The organism is Polynucleobacter sp. SHI8 (genome assembly GCF_027944005.1).
Lineage (GTDB): Bacteria > Pseudomonadota > Gammaproteobacteria > Burkholderiales > Burkholderiaceae > Polynucleobacter.
Window position 1 is genome coordinate 1,746,470 of the sequence record NZ_AP027204.1, and the last position, 23,930, is coordinate 1,770,399.

The following is a 23,930-nucleotide window of genomic DNA, read 5'->3' on the forward strand; positions in this document are numbered from 1 at the left end:
ACCTCTATGCGCGCCCTCTTTTTTCTTTTTTTGTTGTGTTTTCAGGGTCTTAGTTTTGGACAGTCCTGGCCTAATCATCCAGTTAAAATTATCGTGCCATTTTCTGCAGGTGGTAACACTGACTCCATCGCCAGAATTACCGCAGATGAACTGACAAAAGCTTTTGGACAACCATTTGTTGTGGAAAATAAACCAGGGGCCAATGGCGCGATTGCAGCCAACTTTGTCGCTAAAGCTCCTGCAGATGGTTACACCTTGTTGTTGGCAGTTTTGCCTCAAATGGCTGTTCTTCCAGCCATGACTAAAACAGCTTATGATCCGGTAAAGGACTTTAGCCTAATCTCTATTATCGCGAGTAACGAGTTTGCACTGACCGTAGCAAATAATTTTCCTGCCAAAAATCTGAAAGAATTTGTTACGTATGTGGGCTATAAACCAAATGATGTTCCCTATGCTTCTGCTGGTAGCGGAACCTTAAGTCACTTAACAACTGAGCTGTTTAACTACCGTGCAAAATTAAAAATGGTTCATGTTCCATACAAAGGAGGGGCTCCTGCAATTGCTGATGTGATGGGTGAACAGGTGCCCATGTATTTTGCAAATTTAGCAGAAGCCAGCCAACCTTTCAAGTCTGGAAAAGTCAAGGTATTGGCCACCTCAGGCTTAAAAAGAAGTGCTCTCTTCCCGCAAGTACCAACGATCGCAGAATCTGGATATCCAGGGTTTCATACATCGACTTGGAATGGCTTAGCTGCTCCTGCAGGCACACCCCCTGATATCATTGAGAAAATGGTCAAAGCCCTCAAGGTCATTGGACAAACTAGTGACTTCAACTCTCGTATGCAAAATATTGGCGTTGAAGTCATCTGCAACACCCCCGAAGAATTTAATCAAGTGCTCAAGCAAGATCTCATCAAATGGTCTGATGCTGTCAAAATGACGGGGGCCACGGTCAATTAAGCGATATGTTTGAGGTTTTTGTGGGGAAGTTTGTATTGCGATGTAAGCGAAAATGACAATTTTTCGACATTTTCATGAAGTGAAGTAATTGATGGTTAAAATGAAACGATTAAGATCTGATTTGCTTCCTTCTAACTATATGGATTCACCCCTCTTTCTAGATACCAACTTTTCCCAAATCACCGATACTCAATGGGAAAACTTATTTCAATTAGCTAAAGACAAATCTATCGTTCAAAGAAGAGACGATCTTTTCACGGGTAAAAAAATTAACCTGAGTGAAAATCGCCCCGCACTCCACACTGCCCTTCGTAATCTTTCTAAAAAACCAGTGCTTGTAGATGATGCTGATGTCATGCCAATGATTGAAGAAGTTTGGCGTCAGATCGATCGCAGTTGCAATAAGTTTGTTGGTGTTACAGATATTATTCATATTGGTATTGGTGGCTCTGATTTTGGGCCGCGCTTAGTTTGCGATGCACTCAAAAACCCACGCTCATCAGAAAAAAATCATATTAGGGTTCATTTTTTATCGAATGTGGATAGCTCCGATTTGGCTTCTATTCTAGAAAAAACAAAAGCTAAAAGTACGCGCATTATTATTGTCTCTAAAGCCTTTACAACGGCTGAAACTCTTCTCAATGCTAAAGCAGTTATGGCATGGCTCAGCGCTCAAGGGATTAAACCTGCTCAAGCCTCAAAGATGATTTATGCCATTACAGCAAATCCTCAATTAGCAAAACAATTCGGGGTTTTAGACGATCATATTTTTCCATTTTGGGATTGGGTCGGCGGCCGCTTTTCTGTATGGTCAGCAGTGGGTTTACCCATTGCACTGAAATTTGGCTTTGATACTTTTCAGGATTTTTTAGCTGGCGCTCAAGCCATGGACCAACACTTCCTTCAAAGCCCTGAAGCCACCAATCAACCGTTACGTTTAGCACTTGCGTTATACCATCAGCAAAAAACTCTCAACGTGAAGTCTCAAGCCATTATTCCCTACGCCCAATCTCTCAATTTATTTCCTCATTGGCTACAACAATTAGAAATGGAAAGTAATGGCAAGACCGCTGGTGTCGATGGTCAGGCAGTACCTTTTAGTGCGCCGGTCATTTTCGGCATTCCTGGCACGAATGCACAACATTCTTTTTTCCAAATGCTGCATCAAGGTCCCGAAGTTATTCCAGTTGACTTGATTGCTGTTCATGAATCCATGAGCGATATTTTTCAAAACCAAGCTCACCATCAACAACTTTGGGCGAATTGTCTTGCACAATCTCAAGCGTTTGCAATGGGACAAGGCGATCCATCAAACTTAAACCACTACTACCCCGGCAAACGCCCTAATAATTTGATTGTTTTACCTCGCCTCGACGCCTTCCACTTAGGTGCCTTAATGGCTCTATATGAGCATCGTACTTTCTGTTTAGGTGTTCTCTATGGTCTCAATTCTTTTGACCAGCCTGGCGTAGAACTTGGAAAAAAATTAGCTATACCCATTGAAGAAGCACTTCGTTCAGATTCAGATGTATCGAACCTTCATCCTGTTACCGCGCAGCGCATTCAATGGTTTAAAAAACCCAACTTTAAGTAACCACTTATGACAATTGCTCTTTCTACTTCTATTTTTAAAGCGTACGATATTCGCGGAATTATTGACCAAACTTTAGATCCTTCAGTCGCGACTCTCATTGGCAAGTCCTTTGGTACCTGTATGAAAGAAATCGGTGAGCACACAATTGTTGTTGGTCGTGATGGTCGCCTATCAGGGCCTTCTCTTATGCAAGGCTTAACCGAAGGTCTTCTTAGCGTCGGTATCAATGTAATTGATCTTGGTGTTGTTGCGACTCCGATGGTGTATTTTGCAACTAATGTACCGATTCATGATCAACAGGCGCATTCTGGCATCATGATTACTGGTAGTCATAACCCTCCCAATTACAACGGTTTTAAAATGGTCCTAGGCGGTAAAGCTATTTATGGTGATCAAATCAAAGCTTTATATGAACGTATCGTAGCAAAAAACTTTGCCCCTCTTGCAACTGCCTCTCGCTCTGAATACGATATATTTCCGACTTATTTAGATCGCATCACGAGCGATATTCATCTTGCTCGCCCAATGAAAATTACTGTTGATTGTGGTAACGGAGTCGGTGGAGCATTTGCCGGTAAATTATTTAGAGCTCTAGGCTGTGAGGTCGAAGAAATGTTTTGTGAAGTTGATGGTAATTTCCCGAATCATCATCCAGATCCCGCTCACCTTGAAAATCTCCAAGATCTAATGAAAAATCTTGCAAGTACAAACAATGAACTTGGGCTTGCTTTTGATGGGGATGCCGATCGGCTTGGAGTTGTGACTAAAGATGGGTCTGTCATTTTCCCTGATCGTCAGATGATGCTCTATGCCAAAGATGTTTTATCGCGTAATCCTGGCTCGCAAATTATTTTCGATGTGAAATGCACGCGCAATCTTGGTTCCTGGATTAAGGATCATGGTGGTGAACCATTGATGTGGAAAACCGGACATTCTTTAGTCAAAGCTAAACTCAAAGAGACTGGCGCTCCTCTTGCTGGGGAGATGAGCGGGCATATCTTCTTTAAAGACCGTTGGTATGGCTTTGATGATGGTCTGTATACCGCTGCTCGACTTCTCGAAATCTTATCCAAAGAGCTTGACCCAAATCAAACCTTACTTAATTTACCCAATGCCATTTGTACTCCGGAACTCCAAATGGCTTGCGCAGAAGGTGAACCATTTACGATTCTTGAGAAAATGAAAGCCAATGCGAACTTTATCGGTGCTGAGTCTGTCAATACCATCGATGGTATCAGGGTGGAATACGCAGATGGTTTTGGCCTTGCAAGACCCTCAAATACCACCCCGGTAGTTGTGATGCGCTTTGAGGCAGATACTCAAGAAGCCATCGAACGGATTCAGATGGCATTCAAAAGCGCTATTTTAGAAGTGAAGCCTGAGGCTAAACTACCTTTTTAATTGATTTAATTTGATTACATTCATTCACCAATACAATCTTCGGTTGGTGATGATGGAGTTCATTTTCTTCAATCAAGCCATAGGTGCAGATGATTAATGGATCACCTACGTGGGCTTTTCTGGCTGCAGCACCATTCAACGATATCGCGCCTGAACCTCTTTTTGCTTTAATAATGTAAGTCGAAAAACGTTCCCCATTATTAATGTTATAGAGCTCAATCTGCTCAAATTCCCGCATATCAGCTGCGTCTAATAAGTCCTCATCAATTCCACAAGAACCTTCATAATTTAAATCAGCTTCAGTCACCGTCACTCGGTGTAACTTCGCTAAAAGCATCATTCGTTGCATGTCACATCCTCCGCACGTCATTCTAACAGGGTAGAAGCTCTGATTTGTCATATTTTTTCACGATGATGATAAATTCTCCGATAATGTATCTTTGTATGTCGTTAAATAGCAAAATCATGAACACTCCAATGAAAAGTTACGAATTCTCACTTCCTATGGTTGATGGTCCAACCTGCATTGCCAGCGCTTGGGCTAAAACTCCGGTTATTCTCTCAGCTTCTGAAAAAGAAGAAACCAAGGCTAAAATTCGCGCTTTATTAAAAGCACGGAATGCTGTCATCGTTGCCCATTATTACGTGGATGGTGATATTCAAGACTTAGCCATGGAAACTGGAGGCTTTGTTGCTGACTCTCTAGAAATGGCCCGCTTTGGTCGTGACCACTCTGCCCAAGAACTCATTGTTGCTGGCGTGCGCTTTATGGGGGAGACGTCAAAGATTCTCTCTCCACAAAAGCGTGTGTTTATGCCTGACTTAGATGCAACATGCTCTCTTGATTTGGGTTGTCCAACAGAGGCATTTAATCAATTTTGTGATGCTCATCCTGATCGCACCGTAGTGGTTTATGCCAATACTAGTGCTGCTGTTAAAGCTCGTGCCGATTGGATGGTAACGAGCTCTTGTGCTCTTGCCATCGTGCACCAATTAAATGAACAAGGTAAAAAGATTTTATGGGCTCCAGATCGTCATCTAGGACATTACATTCAAGATCAAACGGGTGCTGACATGGTGCTTTGGGACGGGGCTTGTATCGTCCATGATGAATTTAAAGCAGTTGAGCTTGAAGCACTCCGCAAGTCCCACCCAAAAGCTCAAATTTTGGTTCATCCAGAGTCGCCTGCGGCTGTCGTTGCAATGGCTGATGTCGTTGGCTCAACCTCTGCCATGATTAAAGCGGTGGTTGAAGGAACTGCACAGGAATATATCGTTGCCACAGATCAAGGTATTTTGCACCGCATGCGTCAACTCGCACCGAATAAAGTCTTAATTGAAGCCCCAACGGCTGGTCAAAGTGCTACTTGCAAGAGCTGCGCGAATTGCCCTTGGATGGCAATGAATAGCCTGGGTAATATTCTTTCATGCCTTGAAAATCAAACTGGAGAAATTCAAGTAGAAGAAGGTATCCGCACCAAAGCGCAAAGTTGTATTGAGCGTATGCTTGATTTTACGAAAAATAATCCCGAACTTCTTGCTAAAGCACAACATGGCTTTGTGAAGAATATTGGTGCCGCATAATTTATAAAAAGGAAATATATGTTTGAATTTAATGAATCTTTAAAGCAGGCTCTCGCCCGTAATGTACAAGATGCTTTGATGGAAGATATCGGCACAGTGGATTGGACTGCACAATTAGTGAAGGCGGATGAACGTGTTCGAGCACATGTATTGATTAAACAAGTTGGCGCTATTCTGTGTGGCCAAGCTTGGTTTGAACTTTGTATTACATCTCTAGACCCAGATGCACAAGTAACTTGGATGTACGAAGAAGGTGAAGCAATGCGAACGATGACTCCTGTTTGCGAAATTATATGTAATGCCCGAGCTCTTTTGTCAGCAGAACGCTCTGCCCTTAATTTTTTACAAACTTTATCGTGGACCGCTTCATCTACTAAAGTCTATGTTGAAGCAATTGCAGATATAAAAGTAAACCCAAAAGGATGCAAAATCTTAGAAACTCGCAAAACAATTCCGGGACTACGTCAAGCACAAAAATATGCAGTTCGAGTTGGTGGTGGAAAGAATCATCGCTTGGCTCTTTGGGATGGCATTTTAATTAAAGAAAATCACATCATTGCGGCAGGTAGTATCCAAGCCGCTTTAAAAAATGCCAAAGCACTGAATTCGGGTGTGATGATCCAAATTGAAGTAGAGTCGATTGCTGAATTAGAGGAGGCTCTTGCGGCAGGAGCTGAACATATTTTGATTGATGATTTTTCAATTGAGGATATGCAACGTGCCGTTGAGATTACCAACAATCGTGCAGAACTCGAAGTGTCTGGCGGTGTCGAAATGACCAAATTACGCGAGATAGCTATGACCGGTGTCGATCGCATTTCAATCGGGGCTCTCACAAAAGACGTCATCGCAATTGATTACTCAATGCGTGTTTCAGAAAGAATGTAGTCTTTATCTTTTTGGTGTAATGATGGTCGGATAAGACATTGCAAAGGTTTGTGGATAATCGCGGCTGTAATGTAATCCACGACTTTCTTTACGTTCAAGCGCGGAAAGTACAATAAGTTCTGCGCAAACAATCAAATTACGCAACTCAATTAAATCACGATTCACGTGGAAATTAGAATAGTAATCCTGCACCTCTTGCTTTAACAGCTCAATGCGGTGCAAGGCTCTTTCGAGTCTTTTGGTTGTTCGCACAATCCCGACATAGTTCCACATCAAGGAACGTAACTCATCCCAATTATGAGCAATCACAACTTGCTCATCAGCATCTTCAACTTGACTATCATCCCAAGGACGAACTTCTGGCATAGTAAGAATGTCTTGCTCTAGAATTTTATCTGCGGTCGCTTTACCAATCACAACGCATTCCAATAAGGAATTACTCGCCAAACGGTTGGCGCCATGTAACCCCGTATAAGTTGCTTCACCCGCAGAATACAAATGTGGTAAATCAGTTTGTCCGTGCAAATCAGTCACTACGCCACCACAGGTATAGTGCGCGGCAGGAACTACCGGAATGCCCTGTTTCGTGATATCAATTCCAACGGCTAAACACCTTGCATAAATGGTCGGAAAATGTTCTTTCAAAAACTCAGCACCTAAGTGAGTACCGTCCAACAGAACATAATCAATACCATGCTTCTTAATCTCAAAGTCGATGGCTCTTGCAACGATATCTCGGGGCGCAAGCTCTAATCGTTCATCATGATCCGCCATAAAGCGATAGCCATTGGGCAGTTTTAAGTAAGCTCCCTCACCGCGCAAAGCTTCGGTAATTAGAAAACTTCTTTCTTGCGGGTGATACAAACACGTCGGATGAAACTGAATAAATTCCATATTACCGACACGACATCCTGCACGATATGCCATGGCAATACCATCGCCTGTAGAGGTATCAGGATTGGATGTGTACTTATACACTTTACCAACGCCACCTGTTGCCACCACTACGTCATTACCCGTCACGGCAACAACTTCATTACGCCCAATATCTAAGGCATAAACACCGAAACAGCGATCTTTCATGACACTTTTTTTGTAGTCTTTATTAGGTTTTTCTTTTAAGTTGCGCGTTGTAATCAGATCAATTGCTACCCAGTTTTCTAATAACTGAATATTGGGGTGCGCCTTAGCTTTTTCGAGTAAGGCAATGTGGATTGCTTTACCAGTGGCATCAGCAGCATGCGCAATACGTCGGTGGGTATGGCCACCCTCTCGAGTTAAATGTAGCCCTAAGGGTCCCTCAGGGTCTTGGGTAAACGCAACTTCTTGATCCACTAACCACTGAATCGCTTGTTGAGAATTTTCCGTAATATATCGGGCGGTCGCTTCAGAAACAATGCCAGCCCCTGCTTCTAGTGTGTCCCCAACGTGTGACTCAAAACTATCTTTTTCGTCTAACACACCAACAATTCCACCTTGCGCCCATGCTGTTGCAGCTTCAGTGAGGTCACGCTTGGCCAGCACAATCACTTTACGCTTTTCGGCGACCTTCAAGGCAACTGTTAAACCTGCTAGCCCAGCTCCAACAACTAAAAGATCGGTATGAATACTCGGCACATGTTCTGACTGATTCACTGTGGAGTTTAGATTCTCTGTGTGATTGTTGGAGGGCATAATGTTTTGCTTATAAAAGTTATAAAAATATTACATTCATTATAAGTTTGATTTTGATATTTTATTTAACCCTATTGTTGACGTTATCAAAGTGTCATTCAAATTATCTATGATGAGAGTAGAAGCAACTACTTCCATCCATTCACAATAACTAGGGGGCTTCATGGATTTTTTGATTGTGCTTGCGGCACTTATTTTTCTGATGTTTATTGCATATAAAGGCTATAGCGTTATCTTATTTGCTCCAGTTGCTGCACTCGGCGCTGTTTTATTGACGGATCCACATCTCGTTGCTCCAATGTTTTCTGGCTTATTTATGGACAAAATGGTGGGCTTCATCAAAAATTATTTTCCTGTATTTTTACTTGGCGCTGTCTTCGGAAAAGTGATTGAACTATCGGGGTTTTCAAAGTCCATCGTATCTACTGTCATCAAATTATTAGGAAGTCAACGCGCCATTCTAGCGATTGTCCTCGTCTGCGCTATTCTGACCTACGGCGGTGTCTCTCTTTTCGTTGTCGTGTTTGCTGTATATCCTTTCGCAGCTGAAATGTTCCGTCAAAGTAATATCCCAAAACGACTGATTCCTGGAACGATTGCTCTTGGTGCGTTTTCTTTCACCATGGATTCTTTGCCCGGTACGCCACAAATACAAAATGTGATTCCAACTTCATTCTTCAACACCAATATCTACGCCGCTCCTATTTTGGGTATTCTTGGTGCAATCTTTATTTTGACTCTCGGTATGATGTATCTCGAATCCAATCGCCGTAAAGCAGCATCCAAGGGCGAGGGTTATGGTGAGGGGCATACGAATGAACCAGTACCTTTTGACCCATCTGAAAAATTACCCAACCCATGGATTGCTATCCTGCCACTGGTATTAGTCGGCGTAATGAACAAAGTATTTACGGATTTAATTCCAGCCATTTATGGTGATTCAACTGAATTTATTCCTGCTGTGATTGGTGATGTCAAACCAGTCGTCATTGATATCCATAAAGCTGCTGCCATCTGGGCTGTAGAAGGTGCCCTCCTGATTGGTATCTTAACTGTGATTATTTTTGGCTGGAAACAAGTTTCTTCAAAATTTGCTGAAGGTACCAAAGCCGCTGTTGGGGGAGCACTTCTCGCTTCAATGAACACGGCTTCTGAATATGGTTTTGGTGGTGTGATTGCCGCTTTACCAGGATTTTTAGTCGTTGCTGATGCCCTAAAGTCAATTCCAAATCCCCTCATTAATGAAGCCATCACAGTTTCTACTCTCGCTGGTATTACAGGCTCTGCTTCTGGAGGTATGGGTATCGCTCTAGCAGCGATGTCTGATTTCTTTATCGAATCAGCCCATGCGCACAATATCCCTCTCGAAGTTTTCCATCGTGTTGCATCCATGGCCAGTGGTGGCATGGATACCTTGCCACACAATGGTGCTGTAATTACGCTATTAGCCGTGACTGGCTTAACTCACAAAATTGCTTATAAGGATATTTTTACTATTACGATCATTAAGACTCTCGCCGTATTTTTTGTCATCGCGGTGTACTACATGACCGGCTTAGTCTAAGACTTTTGAGCTACTAACCCAACTAGAGCGGACATGCCTGCGTGTCCGTCTCCCTCTTCTATTGCTTGCTCATAAGTTCGAGAATCTAGAATCTTATATCCGGCAAATGCTGACTTCAGTAAATCTTCGGTATAAAGATTCTCTAAAACCCCTGGACCACCTGTGTTGTAATCCAGTTGTTTTTCTCCATATCCCTGAATAATGAGAAGTCCACCAGGCCTCAGGCTTTGGTCCATTTTGGCAAAAATTTCAGCACGTTCCTGTGGATCAGCAAATTGGAAAAATATTCCGACTACATAGTCATAAGCGTTTGGGGGCCATGCAAATGATTGCCAATCACTACACTGAAAATGTACTGACACATTGTTTGCTTGAGCCAACTGTTTCGCTTTTTCTAGTGCCACCGGGGAAAAATCAAAGGCCTCAACCTCAATCCCCTGCTGCGCTAGCCAAATACTATTGCGTCCTTCTCCATCAGCAATCGCTAATGCCTTGCCAGCGTGTAAGCGATCTTTTTGTGCTGCCAAATAATGATTCACTTCTCGTCCAAAGAGATAGCCTTCGGTTGAAAACCGTTCATTCCATCTCTCTAAGGCTTTACTAAATTTAGCCATTTCAATCTTCCTCAATATTAATCTTAGAAGGATATTTATAAGATGCGTAACGTACAACAAGATTGGCAAAAGCAAGAATTAAGATAGCGCCGCCTAAAAACATGACTTCAATACTCGCCTCGTGTTTGACATTAACAACATCAATAATCAATCTTGTGACTGCTGTAATCGCTAGGTAAATCAAAAAGCGCACTGGCATATGGTTGGTTTTAAAGTAAATCCCCACCATGGCACCAATTTCTAGGTAAATAAATAAGAGCAATAAATCTTCAACTGAGGCATGCGTTTTTTGAAACATCTCCATCACTGCATAACCTGCAGACCAAACAGTTGCAATCCCAATGACAAACAAGGCAATATGATGGAAAACTGAAACCATCAGGTTGCCTGAGGGGATTAAAAACTTGATAAGTCTCGCTTCTAATTCACTTGGTTTTTGTTTGTTATCCATAAAATTCCTTATGCAATGACTGCTTGATGTTTTTTACAATCCGTTCATCGTAAATTGAATCTTTTCTAAATCCGCCAATAGTGCTGTTTGTTGCTCTGGCTTTAAATCAATTAGTGGCGGCATAACTGGAGCCCATGAAGCGTCTTTTGAAAAATGTGCGACGGCTGTTTTCATGGCAGGAATCATAGGATATTTTGCAAATGCAGAACGCACAACATCCAGTTTGGCTTGTTTTTCGTCCGCATCAGCATCTTGCCAATGGCCAGCTAATTCTGATATAGCTTTGGGATTGACATTTGCGGTTGCAGAAATACAGCCCATGCCTCCAGCTCGTAATGTTCTCATCAAGAAAGTTTCACTTCCTGCATATACCTGAAAACCAGAAGTTGCTAATGCCTTAATTACTGATTCTGTATAAGCCCAATCTCCAGAACTATCCTTGATTCCAACAACTGTATCTGGGAAATCTTTTACCAATCTTTCTAAGAGTGGGACGCTTAACGTGATTTTGGTCACCGGTGGAATGTTGTAGACATAAATTTTTAATTTAGAATCTGCAACTTTTTCAATAACATTCGCATAAAAACTGTATAAACCATCGTCACTGACATCTTTATAGTAAAAAGGGCAAAGCATGAGCACCCCTGCACAACCTGCACTGGTAGCTGCTTTTGTCATTGTGACGGTTTCATCAATGGAGCAAGCTCCCGTTCCAGGCATCATATGCTTTGGATTTAATCCGCCAATGATGAGTTGCTCTAAAGCGTGAATTTTTTGAGATGCTGAAAATGAGTTTGCCTCAGAATTAGTTCCAAATATTGCTTGACCCACACCATTGGCATCTAACCATTGACATTGCTTGAGTAGCTTGGCATGGTCTGGAGCAAAATCACTATTAACGGGAGTTAATACAGGAGAAAAAACAGCTGGTAGATGAAATTTCGTATAGTTCATAATGTCTCTTTATCTTAGGTTGGTTCTTCAGAATGAAGATATCACATTCGTGATGACTTCATCTCAATCAGTGTAAGATTTGGGGAAGTGGAGAAGTGGCAGAGTGGTCGAATGTACCTGACTCGAAATCAGGCGTACCGCAAGGTACCGAGGGTTCGAATCCCTCCTTCTCCGCCAATAAGTTAATAAAATCAAATGCTTAAATTATTTAAATTGGTTCCATTCCTTGCTGCTTATAAACCGCTATAGATTCAGGTGTAGTTAAAAACTTGATTAGCGATTGCACGACTTTCGGATCTTTAGCTTCTTTCGTGACCCCTGCAGAAAATACGGTAAACATTTGTAAATTACCCGGCAGTGGCCCCACCAACTGTGTGCCCCGCACACCGGTCAATTCACTAATCATTTGTACACCCATTTCAGCATCACCCTTTGCAACGATTTCAGCAATAATGCCGCCAGCAGGTGTTTTTGCTTTTGCTCTTACCTGCTCTCCAATGCCTAATTGATCAATGACTTTTGAGAAATAAATGCCACTCGCTCCCGTTGCGGTGTAAGCCACAGAATTGCTTTCCAACAAGGCTTTCTTTAAACCCTCAGGTGTACTAATATCCGGTTTTACCTTGCCACTTTGTATCGCTACTCCTATTCCAGATTTAGCAAGATCAACACGACTTCCTGAGGTCAATTTTCCAGACTGCGTCAATTCGTCAATTAATGGGGCAGTCAAAATAACTAAATCAACCAACTCTCCTGCCTGAATCCGTTTCATCAAAAGATTAGAAGTGTCATATGAAACTTTGATGTTGTGACCAGTCTTTTTCTCAAAATCTGCCAAGACTACTTTCATCATGGAGCTTACACCAGTAGAGGCTAGTAAGGTAATATCTGCGGCAAAGAGTTGAGTATGCATAAACAACATTGTTAAAAAACAAGTTAGTTTTTTTAGAAACATGAAATATCCCTTTACGTTTTTAAAGTATGATTTTTGATTGGTAAATCCCGAATTCTTTTTCCGGTTGCAGCTGCAAGTGCATTAATAACAGCAGGTGTAATAGCGGCAATTAGCGGCTCTCCTACCCCTCCCCAATTACCCCCCGTATTTTGAATATATGTCTCTACCTTAGGCATCTCAGCTAAGCGCAATACTCTGTAATCGTCAAAGTTACGCTGCTGGATCCGTCCATTCTGCACTGTACACTCACCCCACATGGCAGCACTCAAGCCATACACAATCGAGCCTTGAACTTGAGCTTCAATCTGACTTGGGTTAACGGCATAGCCACAATCCAAAGCCAACACAACCCGATGGACTTTGACCTCTCCTGAGGGTTTTACAGACAATTCAACGGTTGCCGCACTATAGGTGTCATAACTCATGAACTGCGCGATTCCTCGATGCACTCCCTTTGGTAATGATTTACCCCAATTTCCTTTTTCTGCTGCCAAATTAAGGATTGCTAGCTGCTTGGGTAATTTTGTATTTTCTCTTCTAAATTCCAATGGGTCTTTTTTGGCATATCTCGCTAATTCATCTATAAAAGCTTCAACATAAAAAGAATTTTGAGGGACATTCACGCCACGCCAAGTTCCTACAGGAACATGTGTATTGCGCATGGCATATTCGATTTTTAAATGGGGTGCGCCGTAGCATAATTGCTGATCGCTTTTTGGATCACCAGACCATCCTTGAACTTGCGAATTATCTTTAAATCCTTTCAGATCTTGCGTTGGATTTCGCCATGCATAAATGGACTGACCTGACAACCGAATATGCAATGCATGCAATCGATTATTTTCATCTAAGCTTGCGGTTAACTTACACATCGAAATTGGACGATATTGACCATGCGTCATATCCTCTTCGCGCGTCCATAACATCTTAATAGGAACTCCCGGAATCTGTTTCGCTATATTCAATGCATGCACCACATAATCAGAAACTCTTCCGCGCCGTCCAAAGCCACCGCCTGGATCAAATCGATTGACAAAGCATTGATTCATCGGCAAACCTAGAGTTTTTGACATTGCAAGTTGCCCACCCTCAGGATCTTGCGTACCTACCCAGATTTCTGCTCGGTCTGTGGTGACTAGAGCAGTACAATTTAATGGCTCCATCGTAGCATGGGCTAAAAATGGGGCACTATATGTTGCTTCTATTTTTTTAGTATCCTTTGCAAGCTGACTCAGCGCAGCACCTTCATCTCTAAACGTAAAAAGTTCTGATGTTGCTGTTAAACCAGTTTTCAGATATGCCTCAATCGTGCTACTTGATTTAAGACTAAGCTCAGTATCATCCCAAACAACACTAACTTTCTCAGCAGCCACTTTTGCTTGCCACCAAGTATCCGCAACAACGGCATAACCGTCGTCAGCAACTTTTAGAACTCTCTTTACGCCAGGCATATTGATGGCTTGGCGATGATCAATGCTTTTTAATTTCGTACCAAAAACAGGGCTTCCAAAGTAGATCGCATTTAACATTCCTGGCAATTGCACATCGACTGCATATTTCTTGCTTCCATCTAATTTATCTAAGGTATCTAAGCGTTTTACAGGTTTACCAATTAATATCCATTGTTTTGGATCTTTTAAAATCATGTTTTTGGGGTCAGGGGGAGTAAGCTTTGCCGCTGCATCTGCAACCGCGCCATATGTCATAGTGCGGCCTGAGGGTCCGTGGAGGATGACGCTATTTTTTGCAGTAAGCTCACCCAGTGGGACTTGCCATTGATTCGCCGCAGCTTGCATTAACATCATCTTTGCTGAAGCTCCACCCCGCCGAACTAAGTCTTGAGAAAACCTAATTCCAAAACTTCCCACGGTGAGCATTTGTCCCCATACATTTTGCCTGGCAAGATTATCTTGAGGTGCAACAAGCTCTGTTCTTACCTTACTCCAATCGCAATCTAATTCTTCTGCGACCAATTGGGCTAATCCGGTCAAAGTCCCTTGACCCATTTCAGTTCTAGCGATTCGAATAACCACCGTATCGTCTGGTTTTACAACGACCCAAGCATTGATTTCCGGAGTAATTTGAAGTGTAGGGGCGGAGAAAACTTTACTGGGTAATGCAAAGCCAAGAACCAAACCCGCACCAGCAGACATACTCGTGACTAAAAATTGTCTTCTTGAAGTGGGAGTAGCCATTGAACTATTAAGCGATTGTGTTGTCATCAAAGGCCCCTTTATGCTTTTCTTTTATTAGGATTTTTAGCTATCTGTACCGCCAGATGAACTGCTTCACGGATACGCTGATAGGTTCCACAACGACAAATATTCGTCATCGAGTTATCGATATCTTGATCTGTTGGATTACTTTTGCGTTGAAGTAAAGCACTTGCTGCCATCAATTGTCCGGACTGGCAATATCCACATTGTGGAACGTCCACCTCAGCCCACGCCTGTTGAACGGGATGCGCCAAGTTATCCGATAGGCCTTCAATAGTTGTAATCTTATCTTTATTTGTCAGCATCGATAATTTATATACGCAACTTCGCATGACTTCACCATTAATATGGATAGAGCAAGCACCACACTGGGCTATCCCACAACCAAATTTTGTTCCTGTTAAGCCAAGATGTTCGCGAATAACCCACAAAAGAGGGGTATCTGGGTCGGCATTGACCTCAAAGGTTTTACCATTAACCTGAATGGCAGTCATTGTTATCTCCTTATTATTTAGTTATTACACGATACTAAATCCTGAAAGATTGTTTACTATTGGGGTAAATACTATGCGAAGCCTAATTTTCCTCCTCACCTCTGTGATTAAAATGAGGTCTTAATTAAAGGATTTCACTGCATGAATCGAAGACTATTTCATCAAGGTGGCATTTCTGCTCTTTTAGGCTTAACTTTTCCTTGGTCAACTCAAGCGGCTTCTTGGCCCAATAAACCCATTAGGTGGATAGTGCCCTATGCTCCTGGCGGCCTGAGTGATGTCACCACACGAATTGTGGTTCAAAAAATAATAGAAAATACCGGTTGGCAAATAGTGATTGAAAACAAGCCTGGAGCCAATGCTTTAATTGGCTCTGAATATGTTGCGCGAGCGAATCCAGACGGCTATACCTTTTTAACGGTTTTGGCAGCCCACTCGGTTAACCCAACACTCTATGCAGGGACACTATCATTCGATCCTCTAAAAAGTCTCACACCCATCTCATTGGTTGGGATTACCCCCCTATTATTGACGGTCAGTAATGCCCTTCCAGTTAAAGACTTAAAAGAATTCATCGCTTATGCAAAAGCAAATCCTGGAAAACTTTCCTATGGATCCTCTGGTATTGGAGCTGCCGCTCATATGGCAACCGAACTTTTTAAGATGAAAACCAATATCGAGATGACGCATGTGCCATACAAAGGATCTGCTTTAGCTCTTCAAGATTTAATGGGCAATAATATTCAAGTTTTTATAGATACACCACCCACTCTCATGCCACAAGTCAGGGCAGGGAAAATTAAATCAATTGCTATCATGTCACATCATCGCATCTCGAGCGCTCCTGAAGTGCCAACGATGCTTGAAGCAGCTGGATTAGATCTTGAGTCAAGTACATGGTCGATGTTTTTATCACGCTCAGGCACGCCAAAAGATATCATTGACCGTGTTGCTTTGGAAACAAAACGCGCTGTTAACTCTCCCGAGTTGAAGGCACGGTTTGAGCAATTAGGTATCGATCCTTATGGCAATACTCCAGAAGAAGCAAATATATTTTTAAATAGTGAAGTATCTAAAATGGCTACGATTATTCAGTCCAAAAACATCAAACCTGAATAAATTTCTTTAGGAAAAATATGATCAAAATGCTACAACAATCGTTTCTTTTACTGACTTTCTTTACAAGTTTTTGCTTTGGTCAGAACTACCCTAATAGGCCTATTACTTTGGTAGTTCCTCAAGCGGCAGCAGGCACGAATGATATTGTTGCTCGTACCATTGCTCCTGCCTTGGGAGAGGCCCTAAAGACTTCAATCGTAGTAGAAAATCGCCCGGGTGCGGGTGGCAATATCGGCACGCAAAGTGTAGCTAAAGGTTCGAAGGATGGTTATACACTTTTACTAACCATCAATAGTGCTCAAGCGATTAATCCAGCCTTGTATAAAAATCCTGGCTTTGATCCAATCAATGATTTTGTATTTTTGTCTTATATTGGATCAACGCCGTATGTATTAGTCTCGCCTCCAAACTCGCCTTTAAAATCATTTGCAGATGTGATCTCAACAGCAAGAAAAAAACCAGGTGAACTCTCTTATGCCTCTGCAGGGAATGGCACGATTAGTCACCTTCTCGGAGCCATGCTCAATAACAGTGCAAATGTTGATATGCAGCACATACCCTATAAGGGTGTATCCCCAGCAATTAATGATGTACTTGGGGGCCAAATTCCATTAGCTTTTGCTAGTCTACCTTCAGCGCTTACTTATATCCGCTCGGGAAAGCTTCATGGTTTAGCAATTAGTTCCCCTAGAAGATCTTCTTTAGCTCCAGAAATTCCTGCAATTGCTGAAACCTACCCTGATTGTGTTGGTGAGGTATGGGTTGGTCTATTTGCTCCCCATGGAGTATCTGCAGAGGTTGGCAAGACGATTCAAGTTGCAATGGAAAAAGCTCTAACTCAACCTGATCTGCGTGAAAAATTAATTGCACAGGGCTTAGACATCACTCCCGTTCCCGCAAGTCAACTGAATACAAAGCTAAGAGATGAAATCACCAAATGGAAAAAAATCGTAAAAGACTCTGGGGCACAACTTGATTAATTACAGTTTCTAAAAGCCCCAAGTTGTAACTGACTAATCTTGACCCATCCAACCAGAGGACCATTTAAAAACTGGGGACCGCCCGTCGCACGAAGCTTGACCCAATTTCCCTTCTTTTCAACTACCCAATAATAATTAGGATCGTTGTTGATTGTTTTGATTGGAGATGTATCGCTGGGATTAGCATAAATGCTGATGGGTAAACTTTTACCACTTTTATCGGACTTGGCCCAACCGCATGAACCGTTACTACCGTTCTCTTGCCAGTCAGGAATATTCTGCGCCAACGCCGAAGATACCATTACATAAAAGGAAAGAATGACTAATACCGCTTTAGAAAAGTTCATCATTGATTCGAAATTTAGATTATTTCTTGCCGGATCAGTAAACGGCTATTGGATACAACAACTACCAAAAACTACGTTTTACTTTTTGTAGATCATCGAAAAAGTGTTCGACATTTTTTTGCTTTTTTTCTAACTCTTTTTTCTCAGCTTCAGCCTCAAGTTGCTGTTGTAACTCATTTTTAAGCGCAGCTTGCAATGGGGAATTAGGCGGTGGGTTTTCACGGTCACGTGCCTCTTTCTCCCTTGCTTGAATTAACTTGGAGCAGTTAGCACAGGTGGAAAGTCCTCGCTCTTTCCTTTCGGAAGATAACGGTTGTAAACAATTCTTACAAACTTTTGCCTGCATATAATAGTTCTTTTCGCTAGAAGTTAAGTAATATTTCTTTTGTTACATTAAGATAACCTAAGATTTAAACTTAGTATTTTTGATAATAATTCATAAAGAAAATAAAAGCAACTTTAGTAAACATTTGCAAGTAAAAAGCGTTTCTTTTCAACAACTTTCATATTAGTTCTAATTTAGAATCAATTACAGTCGCAATACCCCTCCAATTAATTACTCAATTCAATACTATTATTATTTTTATAATTTAATGAATGGCTCAAAACAAAAATACTGTAAACCCCGAGGATGGACTGATACTGTCATTTTCAATCAAGTCATTATTCCTTGGACAATGAACTTCTTGAAGAACTAAAAAACCAAACTCTAACTAACCCGTGGGTGGCATTAATACAGTAAGGCCACCCATGTAAGCTTGTAAATTAGACGGAATACGAATACTTCCATCTTCTTGTTGATTGTTTTCAATAAGTGCCACTAAGCAACGACCAATCGCTAAACCAGAACCATTGAGTGTATGAATTAACTCCGGCTTGCCTTGCCCGTCTTTAAATCTCGCTTGCATTCTTCGCGCCTGAAAATCCCCCATAGTGGAACAAGAACTAATTTCGCGATAGGTATTTTGCGATGGAACCCAGGCCTCTAAATCATAGGTCTTCATACTTCCAAAACCCATATCGCCTGTGCACAATAGTATTTTTCGATATGGAATTTCTAAACCCTCTAAAACTGCTTGAGCATGCTCGGTTAATTTCTCAAGAGCTTCTAAAGAATCTTGTGGTTTTACAAAATGCACCAATTCCACTTTTTCAAATTGATGTTGACGTATCATGCCTCGGACGTCTCGGCCATAGCTTCCTGCTTCAGATCTAAAACAAGGTGTGTGAGCGACATATTGCTTGGGTAATTCCTGAGCCTGAAAAATATGGTCTCGAGCCAAATTGGTCACCGGGACTTCAGCAGTTGGTATAAGGTAAAAATTTTCAACTGATTCATCTTCTTCTTGATCTGTCACAGTTTCAGAAATTTTTCTTGGAACTTTAAATAAATCTTCTTCAAATTTTGGCAGTTGACCTGTGCCGCGCATGGATTGGGCATTCACAATTAAGGGTACATTGATCTCTTCATAGCCATGCTGTGTTGTATGTAAATCCAACATATATTGAGCAAGAGCTCGGTGAAGTTTGGCAATTGCTCCTTTCAGAACAACAAACCTAGAGCCGGTAATTTTGGTTGCCGAAGTAAAATCAAGCCCATGTAATGCCCCTAAATCAACATGGTCTTTAATCTCAAACGCAAAGCTTGGGGTATCTCCCCAGCGTTTAATTTCGACATTATCATTCTCATCTTTACCTTCAGGTACTGTCTCATGCGGCAAATTAGGGATACCCATCATGAAATCAGCTATTTCTTTTTGTAATACATCTAGGCTCTGACTAGCTTTACTAAGCAACTCATTACAGTTTATGGAATCAGCCATTTCTACAGCAGCATCTTCCCCCTTCGATTTCTTCATGCCAATACTTTTTGCCAACTGATTACGCTTAGCTTGCAATTCCTCTGCATGAGCTTGAAGTGTTTTTCTTTCCACTTCAAGCTCACTATATTTCGTAACATCTAAAATAAACTTCCGCTTTGCCAACTGGGCAGCAACACTATTAACGTCTTTGCGAAGTAATTGTGGATCAATCATGGTTATTCAATCTAACAAAAATAGAATTAAGGAAGTTTGACAATATCTGCCCCATTAGGAGCTTTAAAAACAAACTCTCCAGGTGATACTGAAATATTGGTTTTAATATTGGTAAATGTTAACAAAACTACGTTACCAAAGTTATCTCGAAGCTCCATCGCTTGAGGTAGGTTGTTAGACATTCCAATACCAATTTTGCTATAAGGAATATCATTCGATCCCTGCTTACTCACTTTGGGTGATAACTCAACCCAAGTTAAATTACCTTTTTCCCCAACCAATTGAAGCTCAAAATACTGGTCAAGAGGTGTATCGCCGAACAAAATGGCGGCAGGTGTTGTTGCCAACGCTTGGTTAGCGGAACGATATGTAACTTGATTTAAATCTTTATCCCACATCGCTAACTGCTTACCATCTGCAAGCATTTTTTGTTCATAAGGCTTTAAAACTGTCCATACGAATTTACCTGGTCTTGAAAAAACAAAATTTCCAGATAGTTCTTTATTGATTTTGAGCTTGCCATCACTCCCTTGACTGACCTGTTGTTGAACAAAATCTCCAGACGAACTTTTTGTGTTCCTAGAGAAATTTTTTAACTGCTCGATAGCATCCATGGGCCAGGCCAAATGGCAAATCAATAAACCAGCAATAAAAATTCCAATTTTCTTTAACATAACATCCTATTTGGTTGCTGAAGAAGATGTCAAAATTTCTCTTGTTCCTGATCCTGACATTTTAGAAACTAATCCCGCTTTTTCCATGTCTTCTAATAATCTTGCTGCTCGGTTGTACCCAATACGCAAATGACGCTGTACAAGGGAAATCGAGGCACGTTTGTTTTCTAAAATAATCGCAACAGCCTGATCATAGAGTGGGTCAGCTTCGCCACCAGCATCTTCACCAAATCCACCTTCAGAACTTTCAGCAGGTCCATCAATGATTTCATCGATGTAATTAGGAGTACTGCGCTCTTTAAGCCAATCAACTACTCGTTGCACTTCATTGTCAGAGACAAATGCTCCATGTGCACGAATGGGTTGGCCCGTACCTGGTGGCATATACAACATATCTCCCATACCTAATAAGCTTTCAGCCCCCTGCTGATCAAGAATGGTACGACTATCAATTCGGCTACTCACTTGAAATGATAAGCGGGTAGGCACATTGGCTTTAATCAATCCTGTAATCACATCCACACTTGGACGCTGTGTAGCTAAAATCAAATGGATTCCTGCAGCGCGCGCTTTTTGTGCGATACGTGCAATTAACTCTTCTAGTTTTTTACCAACTACCATCATTAAATCTGCCAACTCATCAATTACAATCACAATCGTTGGCGCTTTATGTAATGGCTCAGGATCTTCAGGAGTCAAACTAAATGGATTAAATAAATGGGTACCAGCTTCCTCTGCTTCCATGATTTTTTTATTAAAGCCAGCAAGATTACGCACGCCAAATTTACTCATTAATTTATAACGGCGATCCATCTCCTTCACTGCCCATTGCAGCGCATTAGAGGCTTGCTTCATGTCAGTAACCACAGGCGTTAATAAATGGGGGATATCTTCATACATCGCCATTTCTAGCATTTTGGGATCAATCAAAATCAACCTAACCTCATCCGGCTTTGCTTTGAAAAGTAGCGATAAAATCATGGCGTTAATACCCACTGATTTACCTGATCCTGTGGTACCAGCTACTAACATATGTGGCATCTTTGCCAAATCAGCCACCATGGGCTGACCGGAGATGTCTTTACCTAATGCCAATGTCAATAAAGAATGGCTTGAGTTATATATCTGGGATGTCAAAATTTCAGACAAACTGATCATTTGACGTTTTGGGTTAGGCACTTCAAGACCCATACAAGTTTTGCCAGGAATGGTCTCTACAACCCGTAATGCTTGGGTTCCCAGAGCACGATTCAAATCTTTACTTAAATTGACAATTTGACTACCTTTAACACCTAAGGCAGGTTCGATTTCATAACGAGTAATCACTGGTCCAGGGTAAGCCGCTACTACTTTAACCTCTACCCCAAAGTCTTTTAACTTACGCTCAATCAGTCGAGAGGTAAATTCCAATGTATCTTCTGAAACATTATCAACTTGAACTGGGGATTCATCCAAAAGTGATAAGGGAGGTAATTCAGAGTCAGGAATCTCCTCAAAAAGTATTTGTTGCTTTTCTCGCTCAACCCGATCACTCTTCTGTATGGCTGGCTCTTGGCGAACTATTTGTATCGGCTCAACATCGTCAATCTTTTCTAATTCTTCTTCCACTAACTCTTCTCGTACTTCGGCAGCTACTTCACCAATTTTTCGATCCTCAACTGAAGCTTGCTTATTTCGTAACTTCATAAATCCAAGTTCTAATCCGCGACCTACACGCTCCGAAAATCCAATCCATGAAAAATGCAGAAATAAGGATAAACCGGCAAATAAGAAAAGAAGTAAAACAAGCGTCGCTCCTGTAAATCCAAGAAGATTTTGCAGAGGATCTCCAATCGCCTCGCCCAAGACACCTCCTGGATGATTGGGTAATGGCCAACTCAAAGAATGTAAACGTATGGACTCTAATGCCACACTTGAGCATAAAGTCATTAAAAAACCCAACCAACGAACCAACCAAGAGTCTTTAATATATTCCTCAGCTGAGACTTCAGCCTCGATCACCCCTTGAAACGAAATTTTCTGCCATCCGGAAAGGACCCGTCTTGCAAATAGAACAACCCACCAATAAGCAGATATGCCAAATACAAAAAGGAACAGGTCAGATAAGTATGCTCCAGCTCTACCACCGAGATTTTTTACTGCCCCACCTGAATTATTCGACCACGCTGGATCACTTGGATGATAAGTCACAAGAATCAAAATCAATCCTAAACAGGCTGATAAAGAAATAAACCACCTAATTTCAGATAATAATTTTTGAAAACGTAAGGTATTTTCTGATGGGGTTGAATCTTCCCCATCCAACGGAATGGAGGCTTTTGCGCGCACTGATTTTGGTTGAACTATGTTTCGTCCCATAGATACTTATTGTAAACCCCTCTGGCGTTTTATTAACATTTTTTAGTACTTTGGGTCATATCACTTAAAAACTATTTGTCCTTATAATAGGGGAATGAATGAAAATATTGTTAAACACTCCAAATTACTAATTCTTGGCTCAGGGCCTGCTGGCTATACTGCCGCTGTTTATGCCGCGAGAGCCAATTTAAAACCGGTTCTCATTACAGGTCTGGCTCAAGGTGGTCAATTGATGACAACAACTGATGTTGAGAATTGGCCTGCTGACCCACTAGGTGTCCAAGGCCCAGAACTCATGCAGCGGTTTTTAGAACATGCTGAACGTTTTCATACAGAAATTCTTTTTGATCATATTCATACTGCCGCATTAACTGAAAAACCCATTCGTTTAGTGGGTGACTCTGGAACTTACACTTGTGACGCTCTGATTATCTCAACAGGTGCATCAGCCCAATATCTTGGTCTCCCCTCAGAAGAGCAATTTATGGGGCGTGGTGTCTCCGCTTGCGCAACTTGTGATGGCTTTTTCTATAAAAACCAAGACGTCTGTGTCATCGGTGGTGGGAATACCGCGGTTGAAGAAGCTTTATATTTAACTGGTATTGCTAAAAAAGTGATCGTGGTTCACCGTCGTGACAAGTTCCGCGCAGAACCCATTCTCATTGATCGATTGATGAGTAAAGTTGCCGAAGGTAAAGCTGAAGTTAAATGGCATAGCCAAGTGGATGAGGTATTAGGCGACCAATCTGGTTTAACGGGCGTAAGAATCAAAAAAACAGATGGCTCTACTGAGGATTTAACCGTTCAAGGCATGTTTGTCGCAATTGGGCATAAACCAAATACCGATATCTTTGCCGGCCAACTCGATATGGAAGGCGGTTATATAAAAACGCATAGTGGCTTAACCGGAAATGCGACGGCAACCAACATACCTGGTGTTTTCGCTGCAGGTGACGTTCAGGATCATATTTATCGTCAAGCTATTACAAGCGCTGGTACAGGATGTATGGCTGCACTGGATGCGCAACGATACTTAGAAGCTTTAGAGTGAGATGTTCTAGTCTTTA

22 protein-coding genes and 1 tRNA gene are annotated in these 23,930 nt (G+C 41.7%); 10 read left to right on the forward strand and 13 right to left on the reverse strand.

Translation table 11 applies throughout. From position 1 onward, the window contains the following. Positions 1-6: 6 nt before the first annotated feature. From QMN06_RS08775 to QMN06_RS08785, 3 genes are all read left to right on the forward strand, one after another. A complete protein-coding gene (locus tag QMN06_RS08775) occupies positions 7-960 on the forward strand; it encodes a tripartite tricarboxylate transporter substrate binding protein (RefSeq protein WP_281969745.1) in 954 nt (317 codons plus the stop codon). Between the two features lie 91 nt (positions 961-1,051). Next, entirely contained in the window at positions 1,052-2,554 is a 1,503-nt protein-coding gene (gene pgi, locus QMN06_RS08780) for a glucose-6-phosphate isomerase (protein WP_281969746.1), read from the forward strand. 12 nt (positions 2,555-2,566) lie between these two features. Continuing rightward, complete coding sequence (locus QMN06_RS08785; RefSeq protein ID WP_281971758.1) at positions 2,567-3,955, forward strand: phosphomannomutase/phosphoglucomutase; 1,389 nt, start codon at positions 2,567-2,569, stop codon at positions 3,953-3,955. Here the strand turns inward: QMN06_RS08785 and panD are convergent. Continuing rightward, positions 3,939-4,304, reverse strand: a complete 366-nt coding sequence (gene panD / locus QMN06_RS08790; RefSeq protein WP_281969747.1) for an aspartate 1-decarboxylase — start codon at positions 4,302-4,304, stop codon at positions 3,939-3,941. The genes QMN06_RS08785 and panD overlap by 17 nt on opposite strands. Positions 4,305-4,432: 128 nt before the next feature. Between panD and nadA the strand changes: the two genes are divergently transcribed. Together nadA and nadC are read left to right on the forward strand one after the other, a co-directional pair. Beyond that, complete coding sequence (gene nadA / locus QMN06_RS08795; protein WP_281969748.1) at positions 4,433-5,539, forward strand: quinolinate synthase NadA; 1,107 nt, start codon at positions 4,433-4,435, stop codon at positions 5,537-5,539. Positions 5,540-5,557: 18 nt separating this feature from the next. After that, a complete protein-coding gene (nadC, locus tag QMN06_RS08800; RefSeq protein WP_281969749.1) occupies positions 5,558-6,427 on the forward strand; it encodes a carboxylating nicotinate-nucleotide diphosphorylase in 870 nt (289 codons plus the stop codon). 3 nt (positions 6,428-6,430) lie between these two features. Here the strand turns inward: nadC and nadB are convergent, their stop codons facing one another. Continuing rightward, positions 6,431-8,101, reverse strand: coding sequence for an L-aspartate oxidase (gene nadB, locus QMN06_RS08805; RefSeq protein ID WP_281969750.1), 1,671 nt, complete (start codon positions 8,099-8,101; stop codon positions 6,431-6,433). A 163-nt stretch (positions 8,102-8,264) separates the two neighbouring features. On the opposite strand from nadB, the gene QMN06_RS08810 reads away from it, so the two are divergent. Further along, positions 8,265-9,665, forward strand: a complete 1,401-nt coding sequence (locus tag QMN06_RS08810) for a GntP family permease (protein WP_281969751.1) — start codon at positions 8,265-8,267, stop codon at positions 9,663-9,665. Here QMN06_RS08810 and QMN06_RS08815 read toward each other — a convergent pair. From QMN06_RS08815 to QMN06_RS08825, 3 genes are read right to left on the reverse strand one after another with little or no spacing between them, the layout of a single operon-like run. Continuing rightward, positions 9,662-10,279, reverse strand: a complete 618-nt coding sequence (locus QMN06_RS08815; RefSeq protein ID WP_281969752.1) for a class I SAM-dependent methyltransferase — start codon at positions 10,277-10,279, stop codon at positions 9,662-9,664. The genes QMN06_RS08810 and QMN06_RS08815 overlap by 4 nt on opposite strands. A 1-nt stretch (position 10,280) precedes the next feature. Then, positions 10,281-10,730: a phosphate-starvation-inducible PsiE family protein gene (locus tag QMN06_RS08820; protein WP_281969753.1), complete on the reverse strand. Its 450-nt coding sequence runs from the start codon at positions 10,728-10,730 to the stop codon at positions 10,281-10,283. A gap of 33 nt (positions 10,731-10,763) precedes the next feature. Continuing rightward, positions 10,764-11,684, reverse strand: coding sequence for a dihydrodipicolinate synthase family protein (locus tag QMN06_RS08825; RefSeq protein ID WP_281969754.1), 921 nt, complete (start codon positions 11,682-11,684; stop codon positions 10,764-10,766). Between the two features lie 89 nt (positions 11,685-11,773). On the opposite strand from QMN06_RS08825, the gene QMN06_RS08830 reads away from it, so the two are divergent. After that, positions 11,774-11,861, forward strand: a tRNA-Ser gene (locus QMN06_RS08830). Between the two features lie 31 nt (positions 11,862-11,892). Here QMN06_RS08830 and QMN06_RS08835 read toward each other — a convergent pair. Genes QMN06_RS08835 through QMN06_RS08845 form a run of 3 tightly spaced genes read right to left on the reverse strand, consistent with a single transcriptional unit; the run spans position 11,893 to position 15,349 of the window. Then, a complete protein-coding gene (locus tag QMN06_RS08835) occupies positions 11,893-12,639 on the reverse strand; it encodes a substrate-binding domain-containing protein (protein ID WP_281969755.1) in 747 nt (248 codons plus the stop codon). Positions 12,640-12,650: 11 nt separating this feature from the next. Continuing rightward, positions 12,651-14,861, reverse strand: coding sequence for a molybdopterin cofactor-binding domain-containing protein (locus QMN06_RS08840; protein WP_281969756.1), 2,211 nt, complete (start codon positions 14,859-14,861; stop codon positions 12,651-12,653). 11 nt (positions 14,862-14,872) lie between these two features. Beyond that, on the reverse strand, positions 14,873-15,349 hold the full coding sequence (locus QMN06_RS08845; RefSeq protein ID WP_281969757.1) for a (2Fe-2S)-binding protein: 477 nt from the start codon (positions 15,347-15,349) through the stop codon (positions 14,873-14,875). Positions 15,350-15,490: 141 nt separating this feature from the next. Between QMN06_RS08845 and QMN06_RS08850 the strand changes: the two genes are divergently transcribed. Together QMN06_RS08850 and QMN06_RS08855 are read left to right on the forward strand one after the other, a co-directional pair. Continuing rightward, on the forward strand, positions 15,491-16,468 hold the full coding sequence (locus QMN06_RS08850; RefSeq protein ID WP_281969758.1) for a tripartite tricarboxylate transporter substrate binding protein: 978 nt from the start codon (positions 15,491-15,493) through the stop codon (positions 16,466-16,468). 17 nt (positions 16,469-16,485) lie between these two features. Beyond that, positions 16,486-17,448, forward strand: a complete 963-nt coding sequence (locus QMN06_RS08855) for a tripartite tricarboxylate transporter substrate binding protein (RefSeq protein WP_281969759.1) — start codon at positions 16,486-16,488, stop codon at positions 17,446-17,448. Here QMN06_RS08855 and QMN06_RS08860 read toward each other — a convergent pair. The 5 genes from QMN06_RS08860 to QMN06_RS08880 all read right to left on the reverse strand — a co-directional run bounded on the left by QMN06_RS08860 (position 17,445) and on the right by QMN06_RS08880 (position 22,863). Next, the gene (locus QMN06_RS08860) at positions 17,445-17,798 is read right to left on the reverse strand and encodes a hypothetical protein (RefSeq protein ID WP_281969760.1); all 354 of its coding nucleotides are present in this window, start codon (positions 17,796-17,798) and stop codon (positions 17,445-17,447) included. The two genes, QMN06_RS08855 and QMN06_RS08860, sit on opposite strands and share 4 nt — an antisense overlap. Before the next feature lie 58 nt (positions 17,799-17,856). Next, on the reverse strand, positions 17,857-18,141 hold the full coding sequence (locus QMN06_RS08865) for a hypothetical protein (RefSeq protein WP_281969761.1): 285 nt from the start codon (positions 18,139-18,141) through the stop codon (positions 17,857-17,859). A gap of 367 nt (positions 18,142-18,508) precedes the next feature. Beyond that, positions 18,509-19,831: a serine--tRNA ligase gene (gene serS / locus QMN06_RS08870; RefSeq protein WP_281969762.1), complete on the reverse strand. Its 1,323-nt coding sequence runs from the start codon at positions 19,829-19,831 to the stop codon at positions 18,509-18,511. Between the two features lie 26 nt (positions 19,832-19,857). Next, positions 19,858-20,505, reverse strand: coding sequence for an outer membrane lipoprotein carrier protein LolA (locus QMN06_RS08875; protein WP_281969763.1), 648 nt, complete (start codon positions 20,503-20,505; stop codon positions 19,858-19,860). A gap of 6 nt (positions 20,506-20,511) precedes the next feature. Further along, positions 20,512-22,863, reverse strand: a complete 2,352-nt coding sequence (locus QMN06_RS08880) for a DNA translocase FtsK (RefSeq protein ID WP_281969764.1) — start codon at positions 22,861-22,863, stop codon at positions 20,512-20,514. 94 nt (positions 22,864-22,957) lie between these two features. Between QMN06_RS08880 and trxB the strand changes: the two genes are divergently transcribed. Beyond that, complete coding sequence (gene trxB / locus QMN06_RS08885; RefSeq protein WP_281969765.1) at positions 22,958-23,914, forward strand: thioredoxin-disulfide reductase; 957 nt, start codon at positions 22,958-22,960, stop codon at positions 23,912-23,914. Positions 23,915-23,930: the final 16 nt, after the last annotated feature.

What these genes read in the sequence shown, in the direction of transcription:
- nadB (WP_281969750.1), bottom strand. Translation starts at nt 8,101, where the DNA reads ATGCCCTCCAACAATCACACAGAGAATCTAAACTCCACAGTGAATCAG.
- QMN06_RS08825 (WP_281969754.1), bottom strand. Translation starts at nt 11,684, where the DNA reads ATGAACTATACGAAATTTCATCTACCAGCTGTTTTTTCTCCTGTATTA.
- trxB (WP_281969765.1), top strand. Translation starts at nt 22,958, where the DNA reads ATGAATGAAAATATTGTTAAACACTCCAAATTACTAATTCTTGGCTCA.
- QMN06_RS08855 (WP_281969759.1), top strand. Translation starts at nt 16,486, where the DNA reads ATGATCAAAATGCTACAACAATCGTTTCTTTTACTGACTTTCTTTACA.
- QMN06_RS08820 (WP_281969753.1), bottom strand. Translation starts at nt 10,730, where the DNA reads ATGGATAACAAACAAAAACCAAGTGAATTAGAAGCGAGACTTATCAAG.
- nadC (WP_281969749.1), top strand. Translation starts at nt 5,558, where the DNA reads ATGTTTGAATTTAATGAATCTTTAAAGCAGGCTCTCGCCCGTAATGTA.
- QMN06_RS08865 (WP_281969761.1), bottom strand. Translation starts at nt 18,141, where the DNA reads ATGCAGGCAAAAGTTTGTAAGAATTGTTTACAACCGTTATCTTCCGAA.
- QMN06_RS08875 (WP_281969763.1), bottom strand. Translation starts at nt 20,505, where the DNA reads ATGTTAAAGAAAATTGGAATTTTTATTGCTGGTTTATTGATTTGCCAT.
- QMN06_RS08815 (WP_281969752.1), bottom strand. Translation starts at nt 10,279, where the DNA reads ATGGCTAAATTTAGTAAAGCCTTAGAGAGATGGAATGAACGGTTTTCA.
- QMN06_RS08845 (WP_281969757.1), bottom strand. Translation starts at nt 15,349, where the DNA reads ATGACTGCCATTCAGGTTAATGGTAAAACCTTTGAGGTCAATGCCGAC.
- pgi (WP_281969746.1), top strand. Translation starts at nt 1,052, where the DNA reads ATGGTTAAAATGAAACGATTAAGATCTGATTTGCTTCCTTCTAACTAT.
- QMN06_RS08860 (WP_281969760.1), bottom strand. Translation starts at nt 17,798, where the DNA reads ATGATGAACTTTTCTAAAGCGGTATTAGTCATTCTTTCCTTTTATGTA.
- QMN06_RS08835 (WP_281969755.1), bottom strand. Translation starts at nt 12,639, where the DNA reads ATGTTTCTAAAAAAACTAACTTGTTTTTTAACAATGTTGTTTATGCAT.
- nadA (WP_281969748.1), top strand. Translation starts at nt 4,433, where the DNA reads ATGAAAAGTTACGAATTCTCACTTCCTATGGTTGATGGTCCAACCTGC.
- panD (WP_281969747.1), bottom strand. Translation starts at nt 4,304, where the DNA reads ATGCAACGAATGATGCTTTTAGCGAAGTTACACCGAGTGACGGTGACT.
- serS (WP_281969762.1), bottom strand. Translation starts at nt 19,831, where the DNA reads ATGATTGATCCACAATTACTTCGCAAAGACGTTAATAGTGTTGCTGCC.
- QMN06_RS08880 (WP_281969764.1), bottom strand. Translation starts at nt 22,863, where the DNA reads ATGGGACGAAACATAGTTCAACCAAAATCAGTGCGCGCAAAAGCCTCC.
- QMN06_RS08775 (WP_281969745.1), top strand. Translation starts at nt 7, where the DNA reads ATGCGCGCCCTCTTTTTTCTTTTTTTGTTGTGTTTTCAGGGTCTTAGT.
- QMN06_RS08850 (WP_281969758.1), top strand. Translation starts at nt 15,491, where the DNA reads ATGAATCGAAGACTATTTCATCAAGGTGGCATTTCTGCTCTTTTAGGC.
- QMN06_RS08840 (WP_281969756.1), bottom strand. Translation starts at nt 14,861, where the DNA reads ATGACAACACAATCGCTTAATAGTTCAATGGCTACTCCCACTTCAAGA.
- QMN06_RS08810 (WP_281969751.1), top strand. Translation starts at nt 8,265, where the DNA reads ATGGATTTTTTGATTGTGCTTGCGGCACTTATTTTTCTGATGTTTATT.